22 protein-coding genes are annotated in these 26,266 nt (G+C 69.3%); 17 read left to right on the plus strand and 5 right to left on the minus strand.

The annotated features are described in order from the left end of the window. The 3 genes from ON04_RS06760 to ON04_RS06770 all read left to right on the plus strand — a co-directional run bounded on the left by ON04_RS06760 (position 1) and on the right by ON04_RS06770 (position 2,517). On the plus strand, positions 1-564 hold the full coding sequence (locus ON04_RS06760; protein WP_010540839.1) for a DUF1648 domain-containing protein: 564 nt from the start codon (positions 1-3) through the stop codon (positions 562-564). Positions 565-713: 149 nt separating this feature from the next. Further along, positions 714-1,088 (plus strand): hypothetical protein, encoded by a 375-nt coding sequence (locus tag ON04_RS06765; RefSeq protein ID WP_010540840.1) that lies wholly within the window; start codon positions 714-716, stop codon positions 1,086-1,088. Then, complete coding sequence (locus ON04_RS06770) at positions 1,066-2,517, plus strand: alpha/beta hydrolase (protein ID WP_010540841.1); 1,452 nt, start codon at positions 1,066-1,068, stop codon at positions 2,515-2,517. Before ON04_RS06765 ends, ON04_RS06770 begins: the two co-directional genes overlap by 23 nt. 79 nt (positions 2,518-2,596) lie before the next feature. Here the strand turns inward: ON04_RS06770 and ON04_RS06775 are convergent, their stop codons facing one another. After that, a complete protein-coding gene (locus ON04_RS06775; RefSeq protein WP_033444140.1) occupies positions 2,597-4,039 on the minus strand; it encodes an FAD-dependent oxidoreductase in 1,443 nt (480 codons plus the stop codon). Between the two features lie 78 nt (positions 4,040-4,117). Between ON04_RS06775 and ON04_RS06780 the strand changes: the two genes are divergently transcribed. Genes ON04_RS06780 through ON04_RS06790 form a run of 3 tightly spaced genes read left to right on the plus strand, consistent with a single transcriptional unit; the run spans position 4,118 to position 6,933 of the window. Further along, positions 4,118-4,534: a rhodanese-like domain-containing protein gene (locus ON04_RS06780; RefSeq protein ID WP_010540843.1), complete on the plus strand. Its 417-nt coding sequence runs from the start codon at positions 4,118-4,120 to the stop codon at positions 4,532-4,534. Positions 4,535-4,572: 38 nt separating this feature from the next. After that, positions 4,573-5,778 carry an O-succinylhomoserine sulfhydrylase gene (locus tag ON04_RS06785; protein WP_010540844.1) on the plus strand — a complete coding sequence of 402 codons (1,206 nt, stop codon included), beginning with the start codon at positions 4,573-4,575 and terminating at the stop codon, positions 5,776-5,778. Between the two features lie 6 nt (positions 5,779-5,784). Beyond that, on the plus strand, positions 5,785-6,933 hold the full coding sequence (locus ON04_RS06790; RefSeq protein WP_010540845.1) for a hypothetical protein: 1,149 nt from the start codon (positions 5,785-5,787) through the stop codon (positions 6,931-6,933). Positions 6,934-6,953: 20 nt separating this feature from the next. Here the strand turns inward: ON04_RS06790 and ON04_RS06795 are convergent, their stop codons facing one another. After that, positions 6,954-7,583 carry a hypothetical protein gene (locus ON04_RS06795; RefSeq protein ID WP_010540846.1) on the minus strand — a complete coding sequence of 210 codons (630 nt, stop codon included), beginning with the start codon at positions 7,581-7,583 and terminating at the stop codon, positions 6,954-6,956. A gap of 286 nt (positions 7,584-7,869) precedes the next feature. Here ON04_RS06795 and fgd point away from each other — a divergent pair, with 286 nt between their 5' ends. From fgd to ON04_RS06840, 9 genes are all read left to right on the plus strand, one after another. Continuing rightward, positions 7,870-8,889, plus strand: coding sequence for a glucose-6-phosphate dehydrogenase (coenzyme-F420) (gene fgd / locus ON04_RS06800; protein ID WP_010540847.1), 1,020 nt, complete (start codon positions 7,870-7,872; stop codon positions 8,887-8,889). After that, positions 8,886-9,524 carry a suppressor of fused domain protein gene (locus tag ON04_RS06805; RefSeq protein WP_010540848.1) on the plus strand — a complete coding sequence of 213 codons (639 nt, stop codon included), beginning with the start codon at positions 8,886-8,888 and terminating at the stop codon, positions 9,522-9,524. Before fgd ends, ON04_RS06805 begins: the two co-directional genes overlap by 4 nt. Before the next feature lie 2 nt (positions 9,525-9,526). After that, positions 9,527-10,090: a methylated-DNA--[protein]-cysteine S-methyltransferase gene (locus tag ON04_RS06810; protein WP_238529253.1), complete on the plus strand. Its 564-nt coding sequence runs from the start codon at positions 9,527-9,529 to the stop codon at positions 10,088-10,090. Between the two features lie 121 nt (positions 10,091-10,211). After that, positions 10,212-11,504 carry an ergothioneine biosynthesis protein EgtB gene (gene egtB / locus ON04_RS06815; RefSeq protein ID WP_010540850.1) on the plus strand — a complete coding sequence of 431 codons (1,293 nt, stop codon included), beginning with the start codon at positions 10,212-10,214 and terminating at the stop codon, positions 11,502-11,504. After that, positions 11,501-12,526: an L-histidine N(alpha)-methyltransferase gene (gene egtD / locus ON04_RS06820; RefSeq protein WP_033444145.1), complete on the plus strand. Its 1,026-nt coding sequence runs from the start codon at positions 11,501-11,503 to the stop codon at positions 12,524-12,526. Before egtB ends, egtD begins: the two co-directional genes overlap by 4 nt. A gap of 93 nt (positions 12,527-12,619) precedes the next feature. Then, complete coding sequence (locus ON04_RS06825) at positions 12,620-13,204, plus strand: hypothetical protein (protein WP_010540852.1); 585 nt, start codon at positions 12,620-12,622, stop codon at positions 13,202-13,204. 69 nt (positions 13,205-13,273) lie between these two features. Further along, a complete protein-coding gene (locus tag ON04_RS06830; RefSeq protein WP_010540853.1) occupies positions 13,274-14,563 on the plus strand; it encodes an HNH endonuclease signature motif containing protein in 1,290 nt (429 codons plus the stop codon). Positions 14,564-14,648: 85 nt separating this feature from the next. Next, a complete protein-coding gene (gene pta, locus ON04_RS06835) occupies positions 14,649-16,925 on the plus strand; it encodes a phosphate acetyltransferase (protein ID WP_141564666.1) in 2,277 nt (758 codons plus the stop codon). Beyond that, positions 16,922-18,133, plus strand: a complete 1,212-nt coding sequence (locus ON04_RS06840; protein ID WP_010540855.1) for an acetate/propionate family kinase — start codon at positions 16,922-16,924, stop codon at positions 18,131-18,133. The genes pta and ON04_RS06840 overlap by 4 nt, the downstream gene beginning before the upstream one ends. 66 nt (positions 18,134-18,199) lie before the next feature. Here the strand turns inward: ON04_RS06840 and ON04_RS06845 are convergent, their stop codons facing one another. The 3 genes from ON04_RS06845 to ON04_RS06855 are packed head-to-tail and all read right to left on the minus strand — an operon-like array spanning position 18,200 to position 23,195. Further along, the gene (locus ON04_RS06845; protein ID WP_010540856.1) at positions 18,200-20,677 is read right to left on the minus strand and encodes a serine/threonine protein kinase; all 2,478 of its coding nucleotides are present in this window, start codon (positions 20,675-20,677) and stop codon (positions 18,200-18,202) included. Continuing rightward, positions 20,674-21,750, minus strand: a complete 1,077-nt coding sequence (locus ON04_RS06850) for a glutamate ABC transporter substrate-binding protein (RefSeq protein ID WP_010540857.1) — start codon at positions 21,748-21,750, stop codon at positions 20,674-20,676. The genes ON04_RS06845 and ON04_RS06850 overlap by 4 nt, the downstream gene beginning before the upstream one ends. Beyond that, positions 21,747-23,195, minus strand: a complete 1,449-nt coding sequence (locus tag ON04_RS06855) for a hypothetical protein (protein ID WP_010540858.1) — start codon at positions 23,193-23,195, stop codon at positions 21,747-21,749. Before ON04_RS06855 ends, ON04_RS06850 begins: the two co-directional genes overlap by 4 nt. 163 nt (positions 23,196-23,358) lie before the next feature. Here ON04_RS06855 and ON04_RS06860 point away from each other — a divergent pair, with 163 nt between their 5' ends. Both ON04_RS06860 and ON04_RS06865 read left to right on the plus strand, forming a co-directional pair. Beyond that, positions 23,359-24,384 (plus strand): NUDIX hydrolase, encoded by a 1,026-nt coding sequence (locus tag ON04_RS06860; protein ID WP_010540859.1) that lies wholly within the window; start codon positions 23,359-23,361, stop codon positions 24,382-24,384. A gap of 56 nt (positions 24,385-24,440) precedes the next feature. After that, positions 24,441-26,252, plus strand: a complete 1,812-nt coding sequence (locus ON04_RS06865; RefSeq protein ID WP_010540860.1) for an alkaline phosphatase D family protein — start codon at positions 24,441-24,443, stop codon at positions 26,250-26,252. The last annotated feature ends 14 nt before the right edge of the window (positions 26,253-26,266 follow it).

Below are 26,266 nucleotides of genomic sequence, written 5' to 3' on the forward strand. Positions count from 1 at the left end.
ATGACGACGACGAGCTCGTCCGCCGAGGACGCCCGCGGACTGCCGCGTGAACCCACGGCGCGGTGGATCCTGGTTCTGATCGCCGGACTGACAGTCGTCTGGCTGGGCGCGCTCGCCTGGCAGGTGGCCGTTTTGCCCGAGCTGGTGGCAACACATTTCGACTCGTCAGGGGAGCCTGACGGCTGGTCGAGCAGGGCCAGCGCGCTGGCCATCTCGGTGCTGGGGCCGCTGGCCGTGGCGTTCCCGATGCCGCTGATGTCGCTACTGGTGATCCGGTGGCCGCAGTCGATTAACGCGCCGAACCGCGAGTGGTGGACGGCCACCGGCCCGCGATTGCGTCGCTTCGAGCGGCTGCTGCGGGAAGATCTGTGGCTCATCTCCGCGGCGACTCTGCTCTTGCTGGTCATGGTCCAGGTGGGCATCACGGAGACGGCGATCTCGGACTCGGGGGCCATGCCGATGGTCTACGTCTGGGCGCCGATCGCGGTGGTCCTCGTGGGGGTCGGCGCGGTGATGATCCGGATGCTGGGAAGCCGCTACGGCGAGCAATCCGACCTGGCCTGACCGGGCTTAATGGTCGCTGATCGCGCGTGCTGTGGATGGTCGTCCATTCCATCCACAGCCACCTTCCGTGATCCCGACTCCGCTCCGCCGGACGCCTAGCGTGATCCCTCGAGGGGCCCGGGCGTGCGGGTCGGACGGGAGCGGGTCAGATGGCGAAACACGAGGCGAGACAGGGGTCGCAGCGCGGGCCAATTCGTGCGGCGCTAGTCGCGTTTGAGCAGGCCGCGGTGACGATGGAGGCCATCCGGGTCCGCGAGGCCGGGGAGCAGACGGCTGCTGACGCCGCGGAGTTGGTGGCGGCGCTCGAGGAGGCCTCTGCCGCGGCGTCCGGGGTCCGGGCCGGCGCATCCGGCGGGCTGCTCTCCGGCCCTGCTTTGGCCGAATGCGCGGCATTACTGGCTAGACGCGCGGATCACTTGGCCGCGCGGTCCGGGGAGATCGCGGACTCGATGACCCGCGCAGCCGCGCTGCTGATCGCCGAAGACGAGGGGGTGAGCAGCCGTGTCTCCCGCACAGCTGGCTGAAGAGCTGGTCGTGGAGATCGACCGGGCGAAAGCGCGGGCGGCCGAGGCGGGGCGGGCGATAGCGGATTCGGCCGAGGATCTGGACTCCGTGGCCCGCCGGCTCGGGGTCGATCCTGACGACGGCGGGTGGTCTGGCGAAAGCGGCGACTCCGCCCGGGGCCACACAGCTGATGCCGCGGCGGAGGCGAGGCTGTTGTCCGGCAACTGCCTATTCCTGGCGGACGTGCTGCGGGTGGAGGGCTCCCGGTTGGCACGGGCCCTCATCGCGTGGGCGGATGACACCGACGCCGCCGACACTGACGTTGCCGGTGCCGAGCCCATCGACTCAACAGAAGTAGTGGACGCTGACCGCGGGCTCGTCGTGCGACTGCGCGAGGCCGCGAACTCGCTCGCCGGCAGCAGTGACCCCGGCACGCGGCCGTGCATCGACCTGTCGGGAACCACCGGTGACGATCCCCGGAAGACCGCGCAACTGTGGCATTCGCTGGATCCCGCTGACCGCGAACGCCTGGTTCGGGACCACCCGGAGCTCGGTTCTGCCCCGGGACTGTCCACGGCTACCCGGGACGCACTCAATCGGACGCGCCTGCGCCGGCTGCTGGACGTGGCCGCGAGCGGGTCCGGGGGCGCGGAACTGGCAGGCGCTGCGCCGGGCCTGTCGGCACTGGCCGCGCACCTGCAGGACGATCCGAGTCGGCACCTGCTGGAGCTGCACCCTGACGGCCGGGCCGTTGTGGCGAGCGCGGACCCGGACTCAGCCGACCGGGTAGTCACGCTGGTGCCGGGCACGGGCTCATCGCTCGAGTCGGTCGGCCGCACGGCTGAGCGCGCGCAGGCAGTGTGCGAAGCCGCCGGACCAGCGGATGCCGGCACAGAGTCGTGCGTGGCGGTGTCGTGGATGGGCTACGACGCACCGGACACTGTGTCGGAGGCAGCGGTCTCGCCGGGGCTGGCGCGGGAGCACGCGGGCGACCTGCGGACCTACGCCGCCGGGCTGGACGCGGTGGAGTCCATGGACGGCGAGAATTCCCCGCACGCCGCGGTGGGCTACAGCTACGGATCGGTGACGCTCGGCGCGGCTGCCGCCGATCCGGGAGGGTTGGCGGCGGACCGGATGATCCACGTGGGCAGTCCCGGCTCGTCGGTCGACTCCATCGGGCAGCAGTGGATCGACGAGGCAGGCGCCCCGCGCCCAGCGGCGACCGACGACGTGGTGGGCGTGGCGTCGCGCTGGGATGCGGTGCCCTGGTGGTCGATCACCGGGGTGCTGGGCGCGCGCCCGGGGACCACCGAGTTCGGGGGACTGGCAGTCGATGCGACCGAACCCGGGTCGGGACCGGCGTCGGCGCGAAGTGTGCACTCGCGCTACTTCGACCCGGGCACCGTCTCACTCGAGGAGATCGGGCGCCTGGTAGCCGAGACCGACTGACCGCGCGGTCCGGCCTACGAATCGGACGGGCCGACAGGCTGACGAGCCGACGGGCGGCCGTGCTCGTCGACTCTAGGGGCTACTCGGCGTGGGCGCCGCGGGCCACGTCGAGCATCTCGGCCCGACCCGGCAGCTTGGTGCGCTCCCGCCCTGCAGACTCACCCAATCCGCGTTCGTGGGCGTCGATGGCCAGCCAGGCGGCGCCGTCGACCAGGTCCACCCCCCGGTCGATGAGCAGGTCGCGGACGGACTGCGGGTCCGGGGACTCGGGCTCCGGGAGCGTGCCGGTTTCAAGCTGCTCGGTGAGCTGGCCGACCGTCTGCACCGCACACGAGCGGTTGGTGCCGATCACCCCGCTGGGACCGCGCTTGACCCAGCCGGCGGTGAACAGGCCGGGCAGGAACTCGCCGTCGGGGGCGTCCATGACGCGGCCGTCGATGTTCGGGATGGTGGCGGTGGCGTCGTCGAACGGCACGCCCTCGAGCGGGCCCGAGCGGTAGCCGACCGCGCTGTAGACGGCCTCCACCGGCAGGTCCTCGGTCCGACCGGTTCCGCGGACGCGGGTCCCATCCGGCTCGGTGATCTCCAGCCGCAGTCCGGACACCCGGCCATCGGAACCGAGGATCTCGACGGGCGCCCGGTGAAAGCGGAAGCGCACAACCCGATCGCCGGCGGCGAGGGCAGCCTCCTCAGCCTCCTCGGCCGTCTTCAGCCCGGCCTCACGCTGGGCATCCAGCCACTTGTCGAGCTGCGCGCAGACCTGGCCCACGCGACGATCACTTTCCCGGAGGGCGGTGGCGTCGTCGTCGTACTCAAAGTCGTCGGGGTCCACCACGATGGTCACCCCCTCCACCTTGTCCATCTCCCGCAGTTCCAGGGGCGTGAACTTGGCGTAGGCGGGCCCGCGGCGACCCACCACCGACACCACCCGCCCGGCGTTCGAGGCGAAGCCCTCGCGCACGTGCTCGGGGATATCGGTGGCCTCGAGCTGCTCGGGTGCGCGCACGAGCATGCGCGCTACGTCCAGCGCCACGTTGCCTACACCCACCACGGCCGCGCGCTCGGCGACGAGTTCCCACTCGGGATGCGAATCAGGGTGACCGTCGTACCAGGTCACGAACTCGGCAGCCCCGTAGGCGCCCTCCAGGTCCTCACCGGGGATGCCCAGCTTGCGGTCCGCCAACGCGCCGGTGGAGAAGATCACCGCGTGATAGTGCTTGCGCACGTCCCCCAGGGTCAGGTCGTGGCCGAACTCCACATTGCCCAGAAACCGGATGCGTGGATCCTGCGCGATCCCCTCCAACGTACGCGCGATGCCCTTGATGCGCGGGTGGTCGGGTGCCACGCCGTGGCGGAGCAGTCCGTAGGGGACGGGCAGGCGGTCGAGCAGGTCTACCACGATTCCGCGGCCCGACGGATCCTTGTTATCGCTCCAGTCGAGCAACGATTCGCAGGCGAAGACACCCGCGGGGCCGGATCCGACGACGGCCACGCGGAGAGCAGAATCTGAGGGGGTCGTCATATCCCGATCGTCGCACATATAGCCGAGCGAGGGACCTCGACCGGCCCGATCCGAGGTGAGGGAGCATAATCAACATCCATGAGCGACTATGCCGGGGATATCCCGCCCCTCCTGGCCTGGGAGCTGCTCGCCAGTGACCCGGACGCGGTGCTGGTGGACGTGCGGACCAGCGCGGAATGGCAGTGGGTCGGCGGTGCCGACCTCTCCGGGTTGGGCAAGCCCGTGGTGGGCATCGAATGGATGAGCTCGGACGGCCAGCCCAACTCCCGGTTCGTGGAGCAGCTCACCGAAGCCGGCATCGGTCCGGACACGCCGGTGCTGTTCCTGTGCCGTAGCGGGGGCCGGTCGGCTGCCGCCGCGCAGGTCGCCACCGCTGCAGGATTCGGGCCCGCCTACAACGTGGCCGAGGGCTTCGAGGGCGACCCCGATCCACACGGTCACCGGGGCACCCTGAACGGCTGGAAGGTGGCGGGCCTGGCCTGGCGCCAGTCCTGACCGAGTTTTTTGACGACGACGACGAGGAATAGCAGCGGATGAAGAACAACGAGCTCCCCGACGGACTCCACCCCGACACACTGGGAGTGCGGGCCGGGCAGATGCGCACCGGCTTCGAGGAGACCGCGGAGCCGATGTTCCTCAACTCCGGCTACGTCTACAGCTCCGCCGAGGCCGCGGAGGCGTCGTTCAACGGCACCACCGAGCGCTTTGTGTACTCCCGCTACGGCAACCCCACCGTCGCGATGTTCGAGGAACGCCTGCGCCAGATCGAGGGCGCCGAGGATTGTTTTGCCACCTCGTCCGGCATGTCCGCGGTCTTTGTGGCCCTTGCCGCACTGTGCGGTCAGGGCTCGCGCCTGGTGGCGTCCCGAGCGCTGTTCGGGTCGTGCTTTGTGATCTGCGACGACATCCTGCCTCGCTGGGGCGTGGAGACCGTGTTCGTGGACGGCACGGACCTCGAACAGTGGCGCGAGGCCCTCAGCGAGCCGACCGACGCGGTGTTCTTTGAGACCCCCTCCAACCCCATGCAGGAACTGGTGGACGTGCGTGCGGTGTGCGATCTCGCCCACGCCGCCGGCGCGAAGGTCGTGGTGGACAACGTCTTTGCCACCGTCCTGCACCAGAAGCCGCTCGAGCTGGGCGCCGACGTGGTGGTCTACTCCACCACCAAGCACATCGACGGTCAGGGTCGCGTCCTCGGCGGCGCCGTGCTGGGTACGGAGGAATTCGTGTCCGGCCCGGTCAAACACCTCATGCGCCACGCCGGGTTTGGCATGAACGCGTTCAACGCGTGGGTGCTGCTCAAGGGCCTCGAGACCATGAGTCTGCGGGTCGAGCGGATGTCGGCCAACGCGCTGGAAGTGGCGCGGTTCCTCGAGTCACATGACGCCGTGGAGTGGGTTAATTTCTCCATGCTGGAATCGCACCCGCAGTACGAGCTGGCCCAGTCCCAGATGTCCGGGGGCGGGTCCGTGGTGACGTTCGGACTGTCCACTTCCGGAGTGAGCGACGGCGGCAAACAGCGCTGCTTTGACCTGCAGAACGCCCTGCAGGTGATCGACATCTCCAACAACCTGGGCGACGCCAAGACCCTCATCACGCACCCCGCCACCACCACGCACGCGTCCATGGACCCCGAGGCCCGCGCCGCGGTGGGCATCGGCCAGAACGTGATCCGGCTCTCGGTGGGCCTTGAACACGCCGGCGATCTGATCGCCGACCTGGCGCGCGGGCTGAAGTGACCTGACATGGATGCCCCCGCCGGCCGGACCCGCGTGGCGGTGCTCCCGGCCGCGCACCCGGCCGCGCGGCGCATCACCGGGCTGGACGTGGACGGCCCCGTCGAGTTGGTTCCCGTACGCCCTGGCGTGGTGAACGGCAGGACCCCGTCGGTGGCGTTCACTGCCGCCGAGTGCGACCCGGCCGACGACGCTTCCGGCGACATCCACCGCGATGCCGACCCGCTGGTCAGTGTCAACGTGGCCCACGTGCACTTCGGTTACGACTATCTGGCGCCGGAGAGCGCCGACGACGTGGTGCGCCACCTCGCAGGTGTGGACGTGCCGATGGTGCTGACCGTGCACGACATCGTGTACCCGGCCGACGACGACCAGCAGCCCCATCGCAGCCACACCGGCACTCTGGTCGAGGCGGCGACCACAGTGGTGACGCTGACCGATGTCGCGGCGCGGGAGTTGTGGGTTCGGTGGGGCGTGCAGCCACTGGTCATTCCGCATCCCCGGCTGCTCAGCGAGGAAGAGATCTCGGCCGCGGTTCGTGGCTCCAAGCATCTGCGCAGCACCGATTCCGAAGTAGTGGGCGTGTTGTTGGAGCGGATGGTGGAGAACATCGAGGGCCCGGAGCTGCTCGATCAGCTCGCCTCGGTGGCGTCCGGCCGGCCCGGGGCGGAACTGCGGATCCTGGTGGAGGCGCAGGCGTGGCGGGACGCGTGTGGCGACGACGGGGCGAGCAGTAGCAATCACCTGGTGGCCGAGCTCGCGGCCGAAGGGGACTGGACCGCCGTGCGGCTGGTGCGCTACGAGTCACTCGACCTGGGTTCGTTGCTCGCCGAGGTCGCAGCACTGGATGTGTGCGTTCTGCCCTATCGATTCGCTACCCATTCCACGTGGCTCGAGTTGTGCCGTGATCTGGGCGTGGCCCCGGTGTTCCCGGCCGTGGGGTGCCTCCGGGATCAGTGGTTCGATCGCTGCGATCCGGCCGAGCATTCTGGCGAGGTCTACGATCCCCGCGATCCCGCCGCGGTGGCAGCGGCGGTACGCGCTGCCCTCGATACGCCGTTTGCGGTGCCTCCCCGCGTCGAGGGCGCCGATCCGGCCGCGGTGATGGCCGAATATTCGAGGGTGTATCGCGAGGTCGCTGGCTTTCGGGCTGAGTGACGCGATGACCTGCCTGGTTTTTACGCCTCGGCGCCGCTGCGGCTGATGTCGAGCGGCCATGCCAGCGTGAGCGTGGAATCCGGGGCAGGCGACAGCGAGTCCATGCTCAACTCCAAGCACACGGTGACGGGCGCGCCCGGTGTGGTGCGGGTAGCTCCCGGCAGTACAAGGGGTTCGGTTGCGGTCTGAGCGTCTACGGGTACGGGTCGGGTGGAGTTACCGGTGAAGATGCCGGGGGAGCCGGAGTCGAAGGTCGGCTCCGCGCACGCCCCGCCCGCGGTGGTGACGGCCCGGATGCGGACTGCCGCCGCGGCGTCGGGGTTGCCGTCCACCAGGACGCCTGTGCCGATGCTGACGTGCGCGTCGTCCTGGGAGTCGATGCTGGTGCGCAGGGTGAGGGGTTGGTAGGCGGATCGGTTACGTAGTCCGGAGGTATCTACGCGGACGGGGAAGTGCCCGCCGTACGAGGAGACAGGGGCGGTCCAAGTGGTGCCGAAGTCGGTGGAAGCTTGGACGGACCATGCGGAGGCGCGGAGTTCGGATTCGCGAACCTGCTCGTCGTGGTCGTGGATGATCATCGAGGCGCCGAGCGCGCATGCGGAGGTGGCAGCGAGGGCGACCAGTGCGCTGGCTGCGTGCCGGATCCGCATACATCCTCCGAGACGTGAGGTGCCGGGTGCTGGTCAGGGGAGGGGCCCTGGTTCGCGGTGCGGTACCGCAAGTGCAACCGGTCTCCTAGAGTATTGCGGTTCGTTCTAGTTTTGTTACATCTCGGCCGGCGAGTGAGCATTCTCACTCCCCTAGGCGAATTGTTCACGCCTCAGCGGGGGGTGCGCTGTCAAGTCAGGCAGGACTGTCGTGGGTCGCTGGCATACTCGGCGCCAGACCCCGGCACGCGTGTCGGTGACATGACTTGCCGTCCATAAGGAGACCCCCATGCCCGACACCCCGTCCCTCAAGCTCGGCTACAAAGCCTCCGCAGAACAGTTCGGACCGCGCGACCTGGTCGAATTCGCGGTGCTCGCGGAGCACGCGGGGATGGACTCTGCCACGGTGTCCGACCACTTCCAGCCGTGGCGCCATGACGGCGGCCACGCCCCGTTCTCGCTTGCGTGGTTGACGGCGGTGGGGGAGCGCACCGAGCACCTCCAGTTGGGCACCTCGGTGCTCACCCCGACGTTCCGGTACAACCCGGCGGTGCTGGCCCAGGCGTTCGCGACCATGGCGTGCCTGTACCCGGGGCGGGTCTTCCTGGGGGTGGGAACGGGTGAGGCGCTCAACGAGATCGCCACCGGCTTCCAGGGCGAATGGCCCGCGTTCAAGGAGCGTTTCGCCCGCCTGCGCGAGTCCGTCCGCCTCATGCGTGAGCTGTGGACGGGTGAGACGACCACCTTCGAGGGCGACTACTACAACACCAGAGACGCATTCCTCTACGACGTCCCCGAGGGCGGGGTGCCCGTGTACATCGCCGCGGGCGGCCCGGTCGTGGCCAAGTACGCCGGCCGCGTCGGCGACGGATTCATCTGCACGTCCGGCAAGGGCATGGAGCTCTACACCGACAAGCTGCTCCCGGCTGTCGAGGAAGGCGCCGGTATCAACGAGCGCGACTCCACAGCCATCGATCGGATGATCGAGATCAAGATCAGCTACGACCCCGATCCGGCCGCGGCGCTGGAGAACTGCCGCTTCTGGGCGCCGCTCTCGCTCACCCCCGAGCAGAAGCACTCCGTGGATTCCCCGCGCGAGATGGAGCGTCTGGCTGACGAGCTGCCCATCGAGCAGGTGGCCAAGCGCTGGATCGTGGCTTCCGACCCGGACGAGGCCGTGGAGCAGGTCAAGCAGTACGTGGACGCGGGCCTCAACCACCTGGTGTTCCACGCACCCGGCCACGACCAGAAGCGCTTCCTCGACCTGTTCAAATCCGACCTCGAACCCCGTCTGCGAGCACTTGCATGAGTGACACAAACACACCGCCGGGCCCCGACCAGTCCGACCTCGCCGGCCTCGAGGGCATCCTCGCCGGCAAGGAGTCTGTCCGCGTCCTGCGCTATCCGCACGAGACCGAAGCCGACGAGGAGGGCAACACCACCGAGTGGCACTGCGACATCGTGATCGTTGACGACATGCCCGCCGCCGGATTCTCCACCTACGCCACCGCGGGCGCCCGAGACCTCCCCACCAACGTCACCACACCCGAGGGGCGGCAGATCCGCAGTGAGTTCGTGATCGTCGGCCGCACCGGCCACCGGGCCATGGCAGACGTGCTCGACGCGTGCGCTCTCGCCGTCGCGACCGGTTCTATCCACGTGGCCCCCGGCGCCGTGATCCCCAACGCGGTGGGGTTGGTCGACTCCGGCCGCAGCTGCGAGCACCTCGTCTTGACCCCACCGTTCCTGTGGCCAGACCTGGAGGTCGTCGACGAGTCCGGCGGCGAGGATGGCACTGGGCCCCTGCTCACCCGTCTGCAGGCCGTGCCCATCACCACCGCCGAGATGTCCTTCCTCGTGCGCGAGGGCCCCGACGCCTTGTTCGAGAAACTCGACAGCGCCGACGCCGACGTCACCAACCCGGACCGTCCGAGCGTCGTGTGAGCGTGCCCGCGCCCCGGTCGCCCGGTGGCGTGGTGCGCCTGCTCGACACCGCGGCCGGGCCGATGATCGTCGAGGCCACGTCCGAGGGCGTCGCGCGCCTCCAGCAGGTCGAGGCCCCCGACTTCTACGCTGCTGATCTCCACGCTTCCGAGATCGAAACGTCCGAGGCTAGCGGCGCGGAGAGTCATTTCGCCCGCCTGGCGGAACAGTTGGAGGCGTACCTGGCAGGAACGGCCCGCGAGTTCGATGTGCCGCTGGACTGGGCTGCGGCGGGGGTCCACGACGAGTTCTCCCGTGAGGTCTACCGCGAGATCCAGCACATCCCCTACGGCGAGACCGCCACCTACGGGCAGATCAGCATGGACGCCGGTCGTCCGCGCAACGCCCGCCGCGTGGGCAGACTCTGCTCGCTTGTCCCAGTGCCGTTCGTCATCCCCGTCCACCGCGTGATCCGCGCCGACGGCGGCATGGGCAACTGCCCCGAATACCGGCTCCGACTGCTCCACCACGAGCGCAATGCCATCGAAGCCGAACGCGCAGGGAAGCCGGCACCTCCGTTTGCATAGGGCGTTGCCGCGATCGGTGGGCGGACGGCCGCTGCGTGGTTAGTGTGGCTGTCAGCATTCGGTAGCCGAGAGGCCCGCCGTCGCCCACGACCTGCCGTCGACACAACCCACGGGGGAACCCATGACAGCCGGAACCGTCGCCACCACCGCGCACGCCGAGAGCGTGGCCGAGAAGTTCTTGCGGGTCCGCGGACTCACCGATCTGCTCGCGTCCCGGCTCAGTCCCGAGGACCAGATTCCGCAGTCGATGACCGCCGCCAGCCCGGCCGCATGGCATCGCGCGCACACCACGTGGTTCTTCGAGGAGTTCGTCCTGGGTCGGCTGCCGGGGTACACCCCGCCCGACCCGGTCTTCCGGTTCCTGTTCAACTCCTACTACGAGGCGGTGGGCCCGCGGCAGCCCCGACCGGACCGTGGACTCATCACCCGTCCGTCTGTGGCCGAGATCGGGGACTTCCGCGCGCGGGTAGACGAGTCCGTGGTCGAAGCGCTCGAGGCGGGCCGGGTCGACGAGCGCGGGCTGGAACTGATGGAGCTGGGCTGCCACCACGAGCAGCAGCACCAGGAGCTGCTGCTCACCGACATCAAACACCTCTTCTCGCACAACCCCACCGATCCGGTGTACGTCCACAGGTCTGCGGATTCGGTTGCGGCGGCGCCGGGGGAGACCGGCTGGCTCGCCGTCGTCGAGGGGGTCGCCGAGATCGGCGCGCAGAACCCCGTCGACGGCGACCCCGGCGCAGCGTTCTCGTACGACAACGAGCGCCCCCGCCACCGCGTCTGGATCCCCGGCGGCGAGGTGGCGACCCGCCAGGTCACCGTCGGTGAGTGGAAGCAGTTCATTGCCGACGGCGGCTATTTCCGGCCCGAACTGTGGCTGTCCGACGGGTGGGCCACGGTCCAGGCCGAGCGCTGGGACGCGCCCGGGTACTGGCGGCGCGAGGACGACGGCCCCACCGCCAGCGCCGCAGACGGCGAGTGGACGACTTTCACCCTGAGCGGTCGACGCCCGACCGTGGACGCCGAACCGGTCATCCACGTGTCCTTTTACGAGGCCGACGCCTACGCCCGCTGGGCCGGCGGACGACTGCCCACCGAGTTCGAGTGGGAGGTCGCCACCACCGGCTGGGAGGTCCGCGACGAGCTCGACCCCGACAGGTGCCACCCACAACCCGCTTCGGAGCGTACAATCGGCGGCGTGTGGGAGTGGACGTCCAGCGCCTACCTGCCGTACCCGGGATTCGTCACCGAAGAGGGCGCGGCCGGCGAGTACAACGGCAAATTCATGTCCGACCAGCACGTCCTGCGCGGAGGCAGCGCCTTCACGCCCGCCGGTCACACCCGCCACACGTACCGGAACTTTTACCCCGCCGCGTCACGGTGGGCGGCCGCCGGGCTGAGGCTCGCCCGGTGAGCGGCGCGCAGGACGTGGACGCCCAGCGTGGAACGACCAGCACGACCACGACGACGACGAGCCCCGCCGATCCTGACACCGCTGCCCTTGAATCCGACCTTCTCGAGGGGTTCTTCAACGACCCGCCAACGCTGCCGCCCCGCTGGTTCTACGACGAGAAGGGCAGTCTGCTGTTCGATCAGATCACCAGGCTGGCCGAGTACTACCCCACCAGGGCGGAGGCGGAGATCCTGCGGGCGCGGGCCGCTGACATCGTCGGCAGCGCGGACACGATGGTCGAACTCGGGGCCGGGACCTGCGAGAAGACGAGGGTCCTGCTGGACGTCTTCGCGCCGGAATCGAACTCGGACCCGGACGCCGCCGGGCCGCTGTTCGTGCCGGTCGACATCAGCACCGAGATGCTCTTCGGTTCGGCCCGGGCGCTGGCCTCCGAGTACCCCGGGCTTCGAGTCGTCCCGGTCGTCGGCGATCTCACCGCCCTCGTCGGACCCCTTCCGGGCGAACCGGGCGGACGGATGGTGTTGTTCCTCGGCGGGACGATCGGCAACTTCTCCGAAACCCAACGCGCCGACTTCTTCACGATGCTGCGCGGCATCATGGACCCGGGCGATCGTCTGGTGATCGGATTCGACCTGGTCAAGAGTGCCGAGCGGCTCGTCGCGGCCTACGACGACGCGGCCGGGGTCACCGCCGAGTTCGACCTCAACATGCTCGACGTGATCGCCCGGACAGTCGAGTGCTCCGGACTGGACCGCGCCGATTTCCGGCACGAGGCCGTGTGGAACCCCGTCGAGAGCCGGATCGAGATGTGGCTGCGCGCGGTCCGCGACGTGCTCATCGATTTCCCCACCCTGGGACGCTCGCGAACTCTCGCCGCTGGGGAAGGCATCCGCACCGAGATCGCGCGGAAGTTCGAGCCGGACGTCCTCGCCGACGAACTGGCGGGCTACGGGTATGTCCGCCCGACCGTGTGGACTGACGAGGCAGGGGACTTTGGGCTGCTCGTCGTCGTCGTCGACTAGAGGCGGTCCCCACCGCCCACGGCGAGGATCGTTCCTACGGCGGGGACCGTTCCCACGAGGGGCGCAACGCTGCCCAGATAGGAGGAGTGGTCGGTGAGCTCGGACAGATCGGATCTGGCGGACCGGGCGCGCGGCCTCCTCGAGGATGCGCGGGCAGCCGAGGAAGCCCTCGACTCGGCGGCCGCGGCGATGTTCAGGCTGGGAGGGGACGTCGCGCGGGCCGGCACCCGGCGCCAGGCGGCGCGGAGCGGGGCGCACGTGGCGGCCGAGCGGGATTTGGTGAGCGGCTTGGTCGACGAACTGCAAGCGATCACGCAGGTCGCTAACCGGCTCGGCCGGGAGATCGACCGCGCGACCGACGGAGCTTCATCCGACGCCGACCGCGGTGCTGCGGAGGCGCGGGCTGAGCTGCGCTCGGTGCGGCGCAGTATTCAGGCGGCGGGTAGCCGGGGCCGCGAATGCGTGTGGATGGGTGAGCTCGCTGCCGACCGGGTGCGCGAGTTCGCCGAGTTTGAACTTCTCTACTCGCAGACCTCTCGGCACCTCGACGACGAGAACTTGGACGCCGCCGACGCCGCTTTTCCGCGGCTGATCGCGCTGGACCGGGCGCTGCTGAGTGCCGAGGTCGGGGCGATGCTCGACGAGCTCAAGTTCCGGGCCATCACCTCCCGCGGCTGACCGGATCGGAGATGTGCGGGACTCGTTGTGGGCGGCTTTGTGTCGTACGTGTGTTCTATGGTGTGAGGCATGGATCAGGAAGTGCGAGACGCGGATGCGTGGGCCGGTGAGCGCGATGCGCCGGCTCCGCTGACCGACGTTCTCGCCTTCCTCGAGGCGTCGGTGGAGACGCTGTGTGCGGTTGACTGGGCTGAACACGACGCGGAGATGATCGCCGCCGCCGTGGGGCGCGTGGAGGTGGTCGCACGACGGCTGGACGCCTGCGGCGCCCGGGCCACCGCCGAGCTCGCCGCGTTGCACCGGCTAAAGGGGCGCAGCGCCGGCGGTGTCGCCGCGATGCTCGCCGAGAAACTGGGTCTGGCCAAGGGAACGGTGCACGGACGGATCGAGGCCGGCGGACGCCAGGCCACCCCGGCGGGCCGAGCGGCCGCGGGCGGGGAGATCACGGGCGAGCATGAGCGGATCATCGCCAAGGCGGTCTCTGGGCTGCCAGGGACGATGGGCGGCGACGCCACACTCCGCTTTGCCGAGGAGCTCACGCAGTTCGCGCGCTCGGCAGCTCCCGCCGACCTGCGAGCCGAGGCAGCGCGTCGTGTCGCGGCCCTTTGTCCCGACCGGGGTAGGGACCGCGAAGAGCACCAGGAGCGGCAACGTACCGCCCGGCTCGGCGCGGTCCGGTCCGACGGCACCAGCACTCTGACCATGACCCTCACGCCTCGCGCTCGCGCGCTTGTCGAGCGGGCCCTGTGCGACTTCGGCGGGCCCGGCGGCGCCGTGGAATGTGAGCCCGGGACCGACGATCGCACACCCGAACAGCGCGCGCACGACGCGCTCGTGCACCAGTGGGCCCTCGGGTCAACCGTCGACCCCGCACGGCCCAAGGGCATCGGGACCATCATCGTGCGGGTGACCCCCGAGCAGCTCGAGGACCCCACCGTGCTCGTGCGGACCGACGCCGGCACCCAGCTCAGCGTGCGACAAGCGGTGTCCCTGGCGGGCGCGATGCCGTGGTTCGTCTCGCTGCTGCGGGACGGGCGCGAGGAACTGCACCGGATCGACGTGGACTCCCATCCCGACCGTCGACTGGCGTCGGCGATCCAACGGCTGGTCCTCTACGCAGCACACGGAGGATGCACATACCCCGGGTGCAGCGCACCAGCCAGACGAAGTCAGTTCCACCACGTGAGGCAGTGGTCCCGAGGTGGGCCCACGACCGTCGCCAACGGCGCGCTCGCCTGCCCCGTTCACCACGGGTTCGTCGGCGATGGCCCGAGTGGGTGGAAAACCGTGGTGGACGCCGCCTCTCCCGGGCTGTGCAGGTGGCTGCCGCCCGGTGTCGACAGGCTCACCGATGTCTGACGAGCGGTCCCGCGCTGAGGTGCGGGATCGGGGCTCCGGGTGTGTACGAGGTGTGCTGCGGGGCCAGCGCTGTCACAATGCCTCCGTGCCCGATTCTCTTCCGCCCGAGTCCGTTGTGTCCGCGTCTACTGCCTCTACTGAGCCAGCCGGAGCCGAACTATCCGAGGCCGAGGTCGCTGCTCTGTCGATCCCCTCCCAGTCGGCGGGCGAACCACTCTCGTCATCGGCGGTCTACGTCGTGGCCCCCGAAGGTGACACTGGAAAGTCAACGGTCGCACTCGGGCTACTCCGTATCCTCGCCGGGTCCGTCCAGCGGGTCGGCGTGTTCCGACCCGTCACTGTGGCGCCGCGCGCAGCCGCCGCGGGACGCGGTGACGGTGAGCCCGCCCGCGACCGGATAGTGGAGATGCTGCTGCAGCACACTACTGCGGACCTGGAATACGAGGACTGCGTCGGCGTGAGCAACTTGCGGGTCCACGAGGATCGCGATGCTGCGCTGAGCGAGATCGTCGACCGCTACCACGTGGTGGCCCGGCAGTGTGATGTCGTAGTGATCGTCGGTACTGACTACACCGGCGTGCCCAGCCCCACCGAATTCGACTTCAACGCCACCATCGCCGTGAACCTCGGCGCGCCTGTCCTGTTGGTGATCCGTGGCGCGGACCGCACCCCTGAGGAGATCGGCACCAACGCCAGGCTCACGCTGGACGAGTTGAGAGCCGAACACGCGCACCCCGTCGGAGTCGTTGCGAACCGGTGCGACCCGGAAGCGCTCGACCAGATCCGGGCCGAGCTCAGTTCGCTGGGTGTCTCCTCCTGGACGTTGCCCACCGAGTCAGTGCTCACAGCCCCCACGATGGGCGAACTCATGGAGGCCGTCGACGGCGACCTCTACTCGGGTGACCCGGCCCTACTCGACCGCGAGGCGATGGCCGTCATGGTCGGAGGCATGACCGGCGACAGGATTCTCGAGCGTCTGGTCGACGGGATGGTCGTCATCGTCCCCGCCGACCGCACCGATGCGGTGCTGGCGATCCTCGCCGCGCACGCCGCCGAGGGCTTCCCTTCACTGGCCGGGATGATCTGGAACGGCGGGGTCAAGCCGAACTCGGCGATGGACAAGTTGGTCTGCGGCATGCGCTCCACACTGCCGATCATCTGCACAGATCACGGAACCTACGACACCGCTCGTCTGGCGGCGGAGACCCGCGGGCGGGTGTACGCGGGATCGGGACGCAAGGTGGAGACCGCGCTCAGTCTGATGGAAAAATACGTCGACACGGAGGAATTGCTCGCACCACTGCGCGTCGATGCCCCGGATGTCATGACGCCGCAGATGTTCGAGTACCAACTGCTCGAACGCGCCCGGACCGACAAACGCCACATCGTGCTCCCCGAGGGGGACGACGACCGCATCCTGCACGCCGCCGGCCGGCTCCTGCGACGCGAGGTGGCGGACCTGACGATCCTCGGCGACCCCGAGTCGATCCGTCGCCGCGCGGACGAACTGGGCATCCAACTGGGTGGTGCGAATGTGCTGGATCCGCGCACGAGCGAGCACGCCGACCGGTTCGCCCACGAGTACGTCGAATTGCGTAAGCACAAGGGCATGACCCTGGATGTGGCGCGCGACCGCATTCTCGACATCTCGTACTTCGCCACGATGATGGTGCACACAGGCCTCGCCGACGGCATGGTCTCCGGTGCCGCACACACCACCGCACACACCATTCGCCCCGCCCTGGAGATCATCCGCACCCGACCCGGCGTGAAGACGGTGTCCAGCGTCTTCCTCATGTGCCTGGCCGACCACGTCCTGGCCTTCGGGGACTGCGCGGTGGTACCCGACCCCACCGCCCAGCAACTCGCGGACATCGCCCTGTCATCCGCCGAGACCGCCTCACGTTTCGGGATCGACCCGCGCGTGGCCCTGCTCTCGTACTCCACCGGCGATTCCGGCACCGGGGCCGACGTCGACAAGGTGCGCGAGGCGACCGCGCTCGTGCGGTCCAGGATCGACGAGGCTGCCGAGGACGACCCCGCGGCCGGCCTCGTGGTAGACGGACCGCTGCAGTTCGACGCCGCCGTCGACCCCACCGTCGCACAGAAGAAGATGCCCGAGTCGCCGGTCGCCGGACGAGCCACCGTCCTGGTGTTCCCCGACCTCAACACGGGCAACAACACGTACAAGGCCGTGCAACGGACCGCCGGCGCGGTGGCGATCGGCCCGGTCCTGCAGGGGCTCCGCAAGCCCATCAACGACCTCTCACGGGGTGCGCTGGTCGAGGACATCGTCAACACGGTCGCGATCACTGCCGTGCAGGCGCAGGGCGTCGCAGACTCTCAGGAGGAAAACTCATGACCCGAGTGCTCGTCATCAACTCGGGCTCATCCTCGCTGAAACTGCAGATTCTCGACACCGCCCTCGAGAGCGAGCTGGCCTGGGCGCTGGTCGAGCGGATCGGTGACGCCCTCGGCACGGTGACCGTCCGCCGCAGTGATCTGCCCGGAGCTCCCGGTGACCAGCGCACCGTCGAGGAGTCGTTCCCCGACCACACTGCCGCGCTCTCCCGCGTACTGGAGCTGACACGCGAGTTGCACGTGCACCCGACCGAGCTGGGGGTTCAGGCGATCGGCCACCGAGTGGTCCACGGCGGTCCGGCCTTCCACGACCCGGTTGAGGTCACACCCGAAGTGGAGGCGGACATCGAGGAGCTCGAGCTCCTCGCGCCATTGCACAATCCAGCGAACCTCCGCGGAATTCGTGTGGCCCGCGACTTACTGCCCGGGCTCCCGCACGTCGCCGTGTTCGACACGGGCTTCTTCCACACGCTTCCCGCCGCAGCGCACACCTACGCCATCGACCTCGAGACGGCCCGGAAGTGGGACCTGCGTCGATACGGGTTCCACGGCACCAGTCACGAGTTCGTATCCCGCCGGACAGCCGACGTCCTGGGTCAGCCCTACGAGCAGCTGAACCAGATCGTGCTCCACCTCGGTAACGGGGCGTCGGCGTCAGCGATCGACTGTGGCCGCGCCGTGGACACCTCCATGGGCCTGACGCCGCTTGAGGGGCTGGTCATGGGGACGCGGCCCGGCGACGTTGACCCCGGACTGCTCATCCACCTCATCCGAGACCGTGGCATGACGCCGCAGGACGTCTCCACCCTCCTCAACAGGAAGTCCGGGCTGGAAGGAATGTGCGGGGCGCGCGACTTCCGCGAGCTGCTCACCAGGGTGGATGACCACGACGACGACGCCATTCTCGCCTACGACGTGGTGATTCACCGGCTGCGTCGCTACATCGGCGGCTACTGGGCGATCCTCGGCCGAGTGGATGCGATCACGTTTACCGCCGGGGTGGGAGAGAACGTCGCCCGCCTGCGGGCCGATGCGTTGTCCACCTTGGCAGGCTGGGGCGTGGAGCTCGACGCCGACGCTAATGAGAACGGCTCCGGCGAACGCATCATTTCTTCACCAGGCAGCTCGGTGAAGGTCCTCGTGGTGCCCACAGATGAGGAGTTGGCGATCGCCCGCGCGTGCGACGATGTCCTCGGGCTGAAGAGTTGATGCGGCCCCTGCTCCGGCTAGGACGGGGACTAGTCCGACGGGTGCTGGAACGCGGTCCCCGACCGGTCAGAACAGGGTGCGGGGCCGGATGCTGTTTGCCTGATCCACCAGCCGGAAGCGTTGCTGCCGTGTCTCTGTGGATCGGGCCAGTGTCCGCAGCACGCTCTCGGCACCCGAGCGCAGTCCGAATTCCGTGAACGGCACGCCCCGCATCAGAGGCGACGGCGACGGGTCGCTGCCGGGCTGCTTGATCCAGGCCAGTGCCGTGGTCAGGACGGTCAGACGGATCTGGAACGCGCGGTGTTCGCCGGCGGGCAGGTTGTGCACGCGGCGGGCGGCTTCACGCAGGTGCGACTCTTCTGTCTCCTCGATCGGGCGGCCCTGGCACAGCAGGAGGATGGCGGTCAGTTTGCCCAGGGTGGCGTAGCGGGAATTGGCGGGAACCTGGTCGAGCTCCTCGATGGCGGCGGTGACTTCGCCGCGTCGCTGGAGCTGACGCGCCAGGCCAAACGCGGAGCTGATGACCGACCGGTCGACTGACCACACGGTTCGGTAGAAGTGTTCACTCGAGCGGGCCCAGCGAGTGCGGTCGCTCTCGGGGCACACGTCGAGGATCAGTTCGGCAGTCGCGGCCAACGCTAGTTTGGGACCGTTTTCTCCCGGCATAGCGGAGAGCACCTGCTGGAACTTGGGGTAGGCGCCCACCGGGTCGCCCTTGAGGAGGGCGATCACTCCGCGATACCAGACGAGACGCCATTCGGATCTCATGCGATGGGCGTTCTGATCCAGTAGGGCCTCGGCTGCGGCGAGGTCGCCGCTCTCCAGGTAGGCGCGCGAGAGGGACATGATCACGCCGACGCTTTCGTGGGCCTCGGACTCGGCATCCGAGTACAGCTCGCGCAGGGTGTCGATCCGCTGCTCGACCGAGGTGTACGAAGTGGCCGCGAGGATGCGGCTGGCCGGGTCGGAGGCCTCCATGAGCGGGACCGGGAGGGCGTCGACGAGTTCAGATCCGGTGAGGGTGGTGTCGCGGGCGTGGCCGTCGACGAGGAAGTCGGTGGGCTCGACCGTGAACAGGGTGCCGAAGGTCGACCGCTGAGGCGAGAACACCTGTGAGAACGCGGGATGCGGTACCCCGGTCCGCAGGGCCAAGACCTCGCGCAGGACGCCCATCAGCTGGCCGGCCATACCGATGGCGCTGCGGAACCGCATGTCGGGGTCCTCGTTGGTGGACCGCAGCAGGAACCGGTACAGAGAGTCGTACCGGCTGAACACCGGCTCCTCCATGGGGGAGGGGATGCCGTCGGCGTAGCGCCCCTCGACCACGGGCAGGCGGACGATGAGCGCGGCCAGAGTGCGGCCGACGGTGTAGAGGTCCGAGGCGATGGTGGGCCCGGTGCGGGGGATCTCCGGGGCCTGGAAGCCGGGGGTGCCGTAGATGTGGCCGTAGTCGCCGACGCCCGAGACGGCGCCCATGTCGATGAGCTTGACGTGGTCCTCGGTGAGCATGATGTTCTCGGGCTTGAGGTCGTTGTAGACCAGCCCCACCGTATGGAGGTACGAGAGCGCCTGGAGGACCTCAAGAATGTAGGCAATGGCCTTCTCGACGGGCAGGACTCGACCGGGCGCGGCGCGCCGGACGTCCCGGAGGCTGGGCCCGCCGACGTACTCCATGACGATGTACCCGCCGTGCGTGGGCGAGGTGGCCCAGTCGTCGTGGATGAAGTTGTAGATTCGCACGATCGAGGGGTGCGACAGTTCTGCGAGGATCTCCCGTTCGGCCACGGCCACTTCCTGGGCCTCGGCCTGGTCCGCGTGGAGCAGGCCCTTGAGCACCACCCAGCGGTCGGAAACGTTGTGGTCGACCGCCAGGTAGATCCAGCCCATGCCGCCGTGGGCGAGCGCGCCGCGGACCTCGTACTGGTCGGCCACCAGATCGCCGGGCCGCAGTTCGGGGCGGGGAAGCCGGCCGTTCGACGCCTCGCATTCGGCCTCGATGTCCTCCGGCGACAGCATGGCCGAAGTGGGGTCGACGGGGATGATGTATGGCAGGTCGACCAGGCCTTCGGCCGCCTGGCTGGGGCGGTCCTCGGGCTTGGTGGGTTGCCGGAGTCGGAATGGGGCCGAGGTGGCCCGCTCGCCGGTGGGGGCATCGCCCATCCGGCTGGAGTGCCCGGCGCCGGGCACCGATTCGGTGCGGGATTCAGGATCGTGGTCGGCGTTGGCGTCGGCGTCGGGTTCGCCCGGCCCCGTGTCCTCGAGGAGACCGGTCATGGGCACGGCCCCGGTGGCATCCATCGGCCCGGTGGCGTCTGTCAGCCCGGTGACCTCCATCCGGCCGGTCACCTCCGTGGGCCCCGTGTACGCCACGCCGCCGGAGGCGGTGGCACCAGTCTCGGCCATCCCGGCAACCGCTGCCTCGGTCACCGCCACGGCCTCCGTCCGCATGACGGCCTGGGTGCCGACGGTGGGCTCGCCGTCATCTGAGACGGGGTCCGATGCCGACGAGGCTCCGGCGCCGTCCTCCCACTCGTGCGCGCTCATCGCGGCTCCTCCGGGATGTACTGCGGCGCGGGCATCCCGGGGTTGGGTCCGAGCCCGGAGAGCCAGGTCGAGTACATGCGGCTCCAGGTGCCGTCGTTGCGGATCCTCTCGAGAGTCGAGTTGACCTGCCGCACCAGCCCGTCGGTGTTGTGGCCAGGTCCGGACTTGGCGATGCCCACCCCGTACGGCTCGGCATCCAGCTGAGGGCCCACGATCTCCAGATACGGGTCCTGCGCGGTGATGCCCACGAGGATGGCGTCGTCGGTGGTGATGGCGTCCACCTGGTTCTGCTGGATTGCCACCAGGCAGTCGGCCCACGTGTTGACCGAGAGGACGGTGATCCGGTCCAACTCGGACCACAGACGCGAAGCGGAGGTTGTCCCGGCCGCCACGCACACGCGCTTGCCCTCAAGATGTTCGATTTCCGTGATTCCTGACCCTCGCACGGCCAGGACCCGCTGGTACGCCTCGTAATACGGCACCGAGAAAGTCACCCGCTCGCGTCGCTCACACGTGATGGACATCGACCGGATCACCACGTCCACCGAGTCGTCCTCCAGCGCCTCGATCCGGTTGGCTGACGTCAGGGACCGGAATTCGACCTGGCGGGGGTCGCCAAAGATGTCGGTGGCTATCTCGCGGGCCAAGTCCACGTCAAAGCCCGTGAGCTGGCCGGTGGCGGGGTCGCGGAAGGAGAAGAGGTTGGAGCCCTGATCGAGTCCCACGATGAGCCGTCCCCGCTCCTTGATCCGGGGTACGCGCTCTTCGGGCGGGGCGGCGTCCGGTCGGAGGCTGGGCAGTGGGTTGCACGAGTCGTCATTGTCGACGGGGAGACCGGCGGGCAGTTCGGTACTGATCACGGCCCCGGCCGGGAGCGGCATCACGGCATCGACTTTCGGGATGCCAGCCCCCGAGGCCGCCGCGAACTCGGAACCCACGTCGGAGCCGGGATCGCGCACGCCGGAGCCGCCCTCGTCGTCGTCGACCCCACAGGCGCCACCGACCGCCAGTGCCGCCACCAGCGCGCCCCCGATCGCACTCCGCACGACCCGCGCCCGCGCCCGCGCACTCACAGGTACTCCCTGATCCGCGGCGCGATTCCCACGACCACGGCGAAGGCGGCCAGTGTGGATAGCGCGATGATGAGATTGGGGCCGCTGGAGGAGGTGCGGCGCGCCTTGTCGATGCGGGTGCGCAGGGTGTCGCGGGCTTCCTCGATGGCCTCCTGCATGGACTCGTCGAACTCGTCGAACGCGGCGCCCGAGTCCCCGGCGTCCTGCCCGGAGGAGATGGTGATCGCGCCCAGGTAGTCGCCCTGTTGGTAGAGGGAGTCGGCACGGTTCTGGGCGGCCATCCACTCGTCGAGGGCACCGATGGCGTCAGTGACGGACCCGTCGGCGTCGAGACTGATGCTGTTGTCGGACGCTTCGTCGTCGTCGAGGTACACCGTCAACGTGTCGCGCACGCCGCCGAGGATGGCCGCCCGATCGGCCGCGGAGCCCTCGGGGTCGGTCCGCCGCACCAGGTTGAGGGTCTCCTGCGCCCGCACCTTCTGCGCGTTGATGCGCTGGCGGGTCAGCTCGTTCATCGGCGCCGCGCCCTCGGACAGGCCCTTGGCGTTGTCGTTGGCGGCCAGGAACCCGGCGACCATCGTCAGCAGGAACGTGGCCACCATCAGCAGCGTGGCCAGGGCCAACGCCGGGTTGGCCCGCCGCCCGGTGAGCCGCCACAGCCACTGCTGCATCAGCACCAGCACACCGATCGCCAGCCCCAACAGCAGGAACGACCCCCATGGCGGCGACGACCACTCCCGATCCGACTCACCGACCGACGTGGCCTGCCGGTCGTAGAGGTCGGCGGCCGCCGGAAGAATGGTGTCCTGCATCAGCGCCGATGCGGACGCCAGGTACGCCGAACCGACCGGGTTGGCCACGCGGTTGTTGGTTCGCGCCGTCTCCACGAGGCCGGTGTAGGTGGTCAGTTGCGCGTTGATGTGGGCGAGCTGGTCGATGGATTCCACGTCGGTGCGGTCGAGGCCCTGGGAGGCGGCGATGATCGACGACGACGACGTGGCGATCGCCTGCAGGTAGCGGTCGCGCAGTTCCGCGGGCTCGATGCCGCCCGTGATGAAGGCGGTGTTGGCAGCCGAGTCCGCGATGGTCAGGGAGCTGTACAGCGATTGCGAGGCGTTGGCGACGGGCTCGACCTCGGCCAACAGGGTCTCGTGGTGACTCTGACGTTGGGTGATGGTGTTGGACGCCACGATCCCGCCCGCCAGCACCGCGATGATCGCCAGCAGCGCGAAGACCGACATCCGGCCCGGCGTGGTGAGGACGTCGTTCCAGTAGCGGGCTGCGCGCCGGCGGACCGGGCGCCGCGCCTGGACCACGGTCGAGGTGCCGGTGGCCGAGGAGGCGGTGGCTGAGGCGGAGGCGGCCGCGGCGACCGCGGTGGGGGACCTGCGGGTGCCGGTGGGGGCCTCAGACGCATTTCCTTGCGTGAGTATGGGGGCGCGCATCGTGTCCGCTCACCTCCCGATCCTCGCTCTCCGGACATGGCGTCCGACGGCAGTGAGTACCAAGGTTAGTGAAGTGCGAGCGTGGAGTCGGGCAGACTGGTCGACGAGTACTCAAGGTTTCGCCCGATCCGGGGTGGAACCTGTCCCGGGAAGTGGGTGACCAGTGGCCGCGAGCGAGGGTGACGGCAACGCCTGGGTGGTGTCCGCCGACGGTGATCGGCGGTGGGGGAGGTTCGGCGCGGCCGGCCTGCTGCTGCGAGCTGCAGACCCCACGGATCCGGACATCCCGCTGGTCCTGCTGCAGCATCGGGCCGTGTGGACCGCCTCCGGTGACACGTGGGCGCTGCCGGGTGGTGCACGCGATTCCTTCGAGGACGCCCCCGAGGCCGCGTTGCGTGAGACGGAGGAGGAAGCCGAGATCCGCCCCGCCGACGTGGTGGTTCGCACGGAGATCGTGACCTCCCGCATGCCGGGCACCGTGTGGCATCGGCCCGGCATGGACATGCGGCACGTGGCCGAGATGCTGCGGCGTCTGCGGCCCGACCAGAAACACTCGGAAGAGGCGGACCCGGAGAGCGGAGGGGACTCCCCGCCTCGAACCATCCCACCGTTGGTAGAGGCCTCGGCCGACCCCGTCGAGTGGACCTACACCACCGTGGTGGCCGATGCGCCGCGCCCACTGGAGACGGTGGCCAACAACGAGAGTCTGGAACTGCGGTGGGTGCCCGAGACGCGGGTTTCCGACCTTCCGCTGATGCCCGCCTTCGCGGTCGCGTGGGACGACGGACTGCGCAGCCACCCGGTCGAGCTGGTGGTGGACGTGGCCAATGTGCTGGGCTCACGTCCGGACGGCTGGTGGAAGGACCGCGCCGGCGCCACCGGGCGGTTGCTCGACGAACTGGGTGCCGGGATGCCGCGCACCATCGAGCTCGCCGCCACCGGTCCGGCCCGCTTCGGCTGGGTGTCCCGCGCCCATGCGGTGATCGAGGGGGCCGCCCGCTCCGCCCGACACGACGGGCCCTTTGTGGTGCACCATGCTCCGGGCTCCGGCGACGACGCGATTGTCCACCTGGCCACCGAGCTGGACGGCGGGCCCCGCCGGGTGGTGGTGGTGACGGCTGATCGGGGCCTGCGGGCCAGGTTGCCGGGCGGGGTCGTCGTCGTCGGTCCCCGGGCTCTTCTCGGATAGCACCCGCTCCCGCGAGAACGCGCGGAGATCGTCCGCGCGGGGGCACACTGGTCCCCATGACCCCGACCTCCTCACGCCCTGAGATCCTTGTCGGCCCGATTCTTCGGTTCGTCGACCGGACCGCCGCCACGGTGTGGATCGAGGTGTCCACGCCGTGCCGGGTGACCATCCGCGCCGCCGACGAGGTGGTCACCGATCAGACGTGGGGTGTGCACGGGCACCATTTCGCGATCCTGCACCTGCGCAACCTGCCGGAGGGCGTCGCGACGCCGTATGAGGTCGAGCTGGACGGCACTTCGGTGTGGCCGATCGACCCCGAGCGACCCAGCGTGATCGGCACTCCGCGCGTGGACGACACGGTGCGGCTGGCATTCGGATCGTGTCGTCGCGGCGAGAGCCAGACCCCCAGGGCCCTGCGCAAGATCGGTGCCGACGCACTGGTGGCGCTGTCGCACCAGATGGCCCGCACCGATCACGACGAGTGGCCCGACACGATGCTGCTGCTCGGCGATCAGGTGTACGCGGACATCCCCAGCGGTGACATCGCTCAACGGCTGGCGGAACGTCGCCGCGCGGGGCTTGGCCCGCAGGCCGTGCGTGATTCGGCCGGCGCCGGTGGTGACCGCGACGTGTCCGAGGAGATCTGCGACTTTGAGGAGTACTCGTGGCTGTACCACGAATCGTGGAATGACCCGGACGTCCGCTGGCTGCTGTCGACGGTGCCGAGCTGCATGATCCTGGACGACCACGACCTGCGCGACGACTGGAACTCCTCGCACTCGTGGCGCCGCGAAATGACCGCGCAACCGTGGTGGCGCGATCGCGTGATCGGCGCGTTCTCCAGCTACTTCGTCTACCAGCACCTGGGCAACCTCCCGCCCGACGAGCTGCAGTCGAACGAGACCTACCGGGCGCTGCGCGCCGCTGACTCCGACGCAGAGCGGGAGCGGATCCTCGCCGACTTCGCCGTGTCCGCCGACGCCGAGCGCGGGACCTCCCAGTGGAGTTTCAAGCGGGACTTCGGTCGGGTGCGCGTGGTGATGCTGGACGTGCGCGCCTCCCGCGACCTGGACCCCGACAACCGCCGCGTGATGGATGCGGACGAGTGGGAGTGGGCACGCCGGTCCTGCCTGGACGCCGACGTGGATCATCTGGTGATCGGTTCGTCGCTGCCGGCGTTCATGCTCCCCGCGCTGCACAACCTGGAGGGGTGGAACGAGGCGGTGGCCCGAGACAGGCCGAACAAGCCGCTCAGCGCGCGGATCGGAGAGCGGATCCGCCTGGCGGTGGACCTCGAGCACTGGGGCGCGTTCCGTCGCAGCTTCGACGACCTGGTGGGGCTGCTCACCGAAGTGGCCACCGCCGGGCCATCTGGCCCCGCGTCGATCCTCATGCTCGGCGGCGATGTCCACTGCTCGTACCTGGAGGAGGTGGAGCTCACCTCGCAGCGCGTGGCTGACTCGCCCACGCGGGTGCACCAGCTGGTGATGTCGCCGTTCCGTAACCCTTTACAAAAGTCTATTCGTGTGGTGAACCGGCTGTCGGTGCGTGAACCCATGCCCACTCTGACCCGCCGACTGGCCCGTGCGGTGGGGGTGCGCGATCCCGAGGTCCGGTGGCGGGTCAGCGATGGGATCTGGTTCGACAACGGTGTCATGTCCCTCGAGCTGCGCGGCCGCCGTGCCACCGTCAACGTCGACCATGCGGTGGTGGAGTGGCCCGCGCTGGGCCTCGGCCGGGCGCTCACGTTGGTGCCGGGGTTGGCCCCGAGTTCCTGGGGACGACGACGAGGCGAGAAGGGCGACGCACTCGACGAGAAGCCTCGACAGGTGTTGCGGAGGACTCTGACCAAAGAATTGGCGGAATAGCCGGTCTGCGCTGC

It is taken from the genome of Dietzia alimentaria 72 (assembly GCF_000226215.1).
Classification (GTDB): Bacteria; Actinomycetota; Actinomycetes; order Mycobacteriales; family Mycobacteriaceae; genus Dietzia; species Dietzia alimentaria.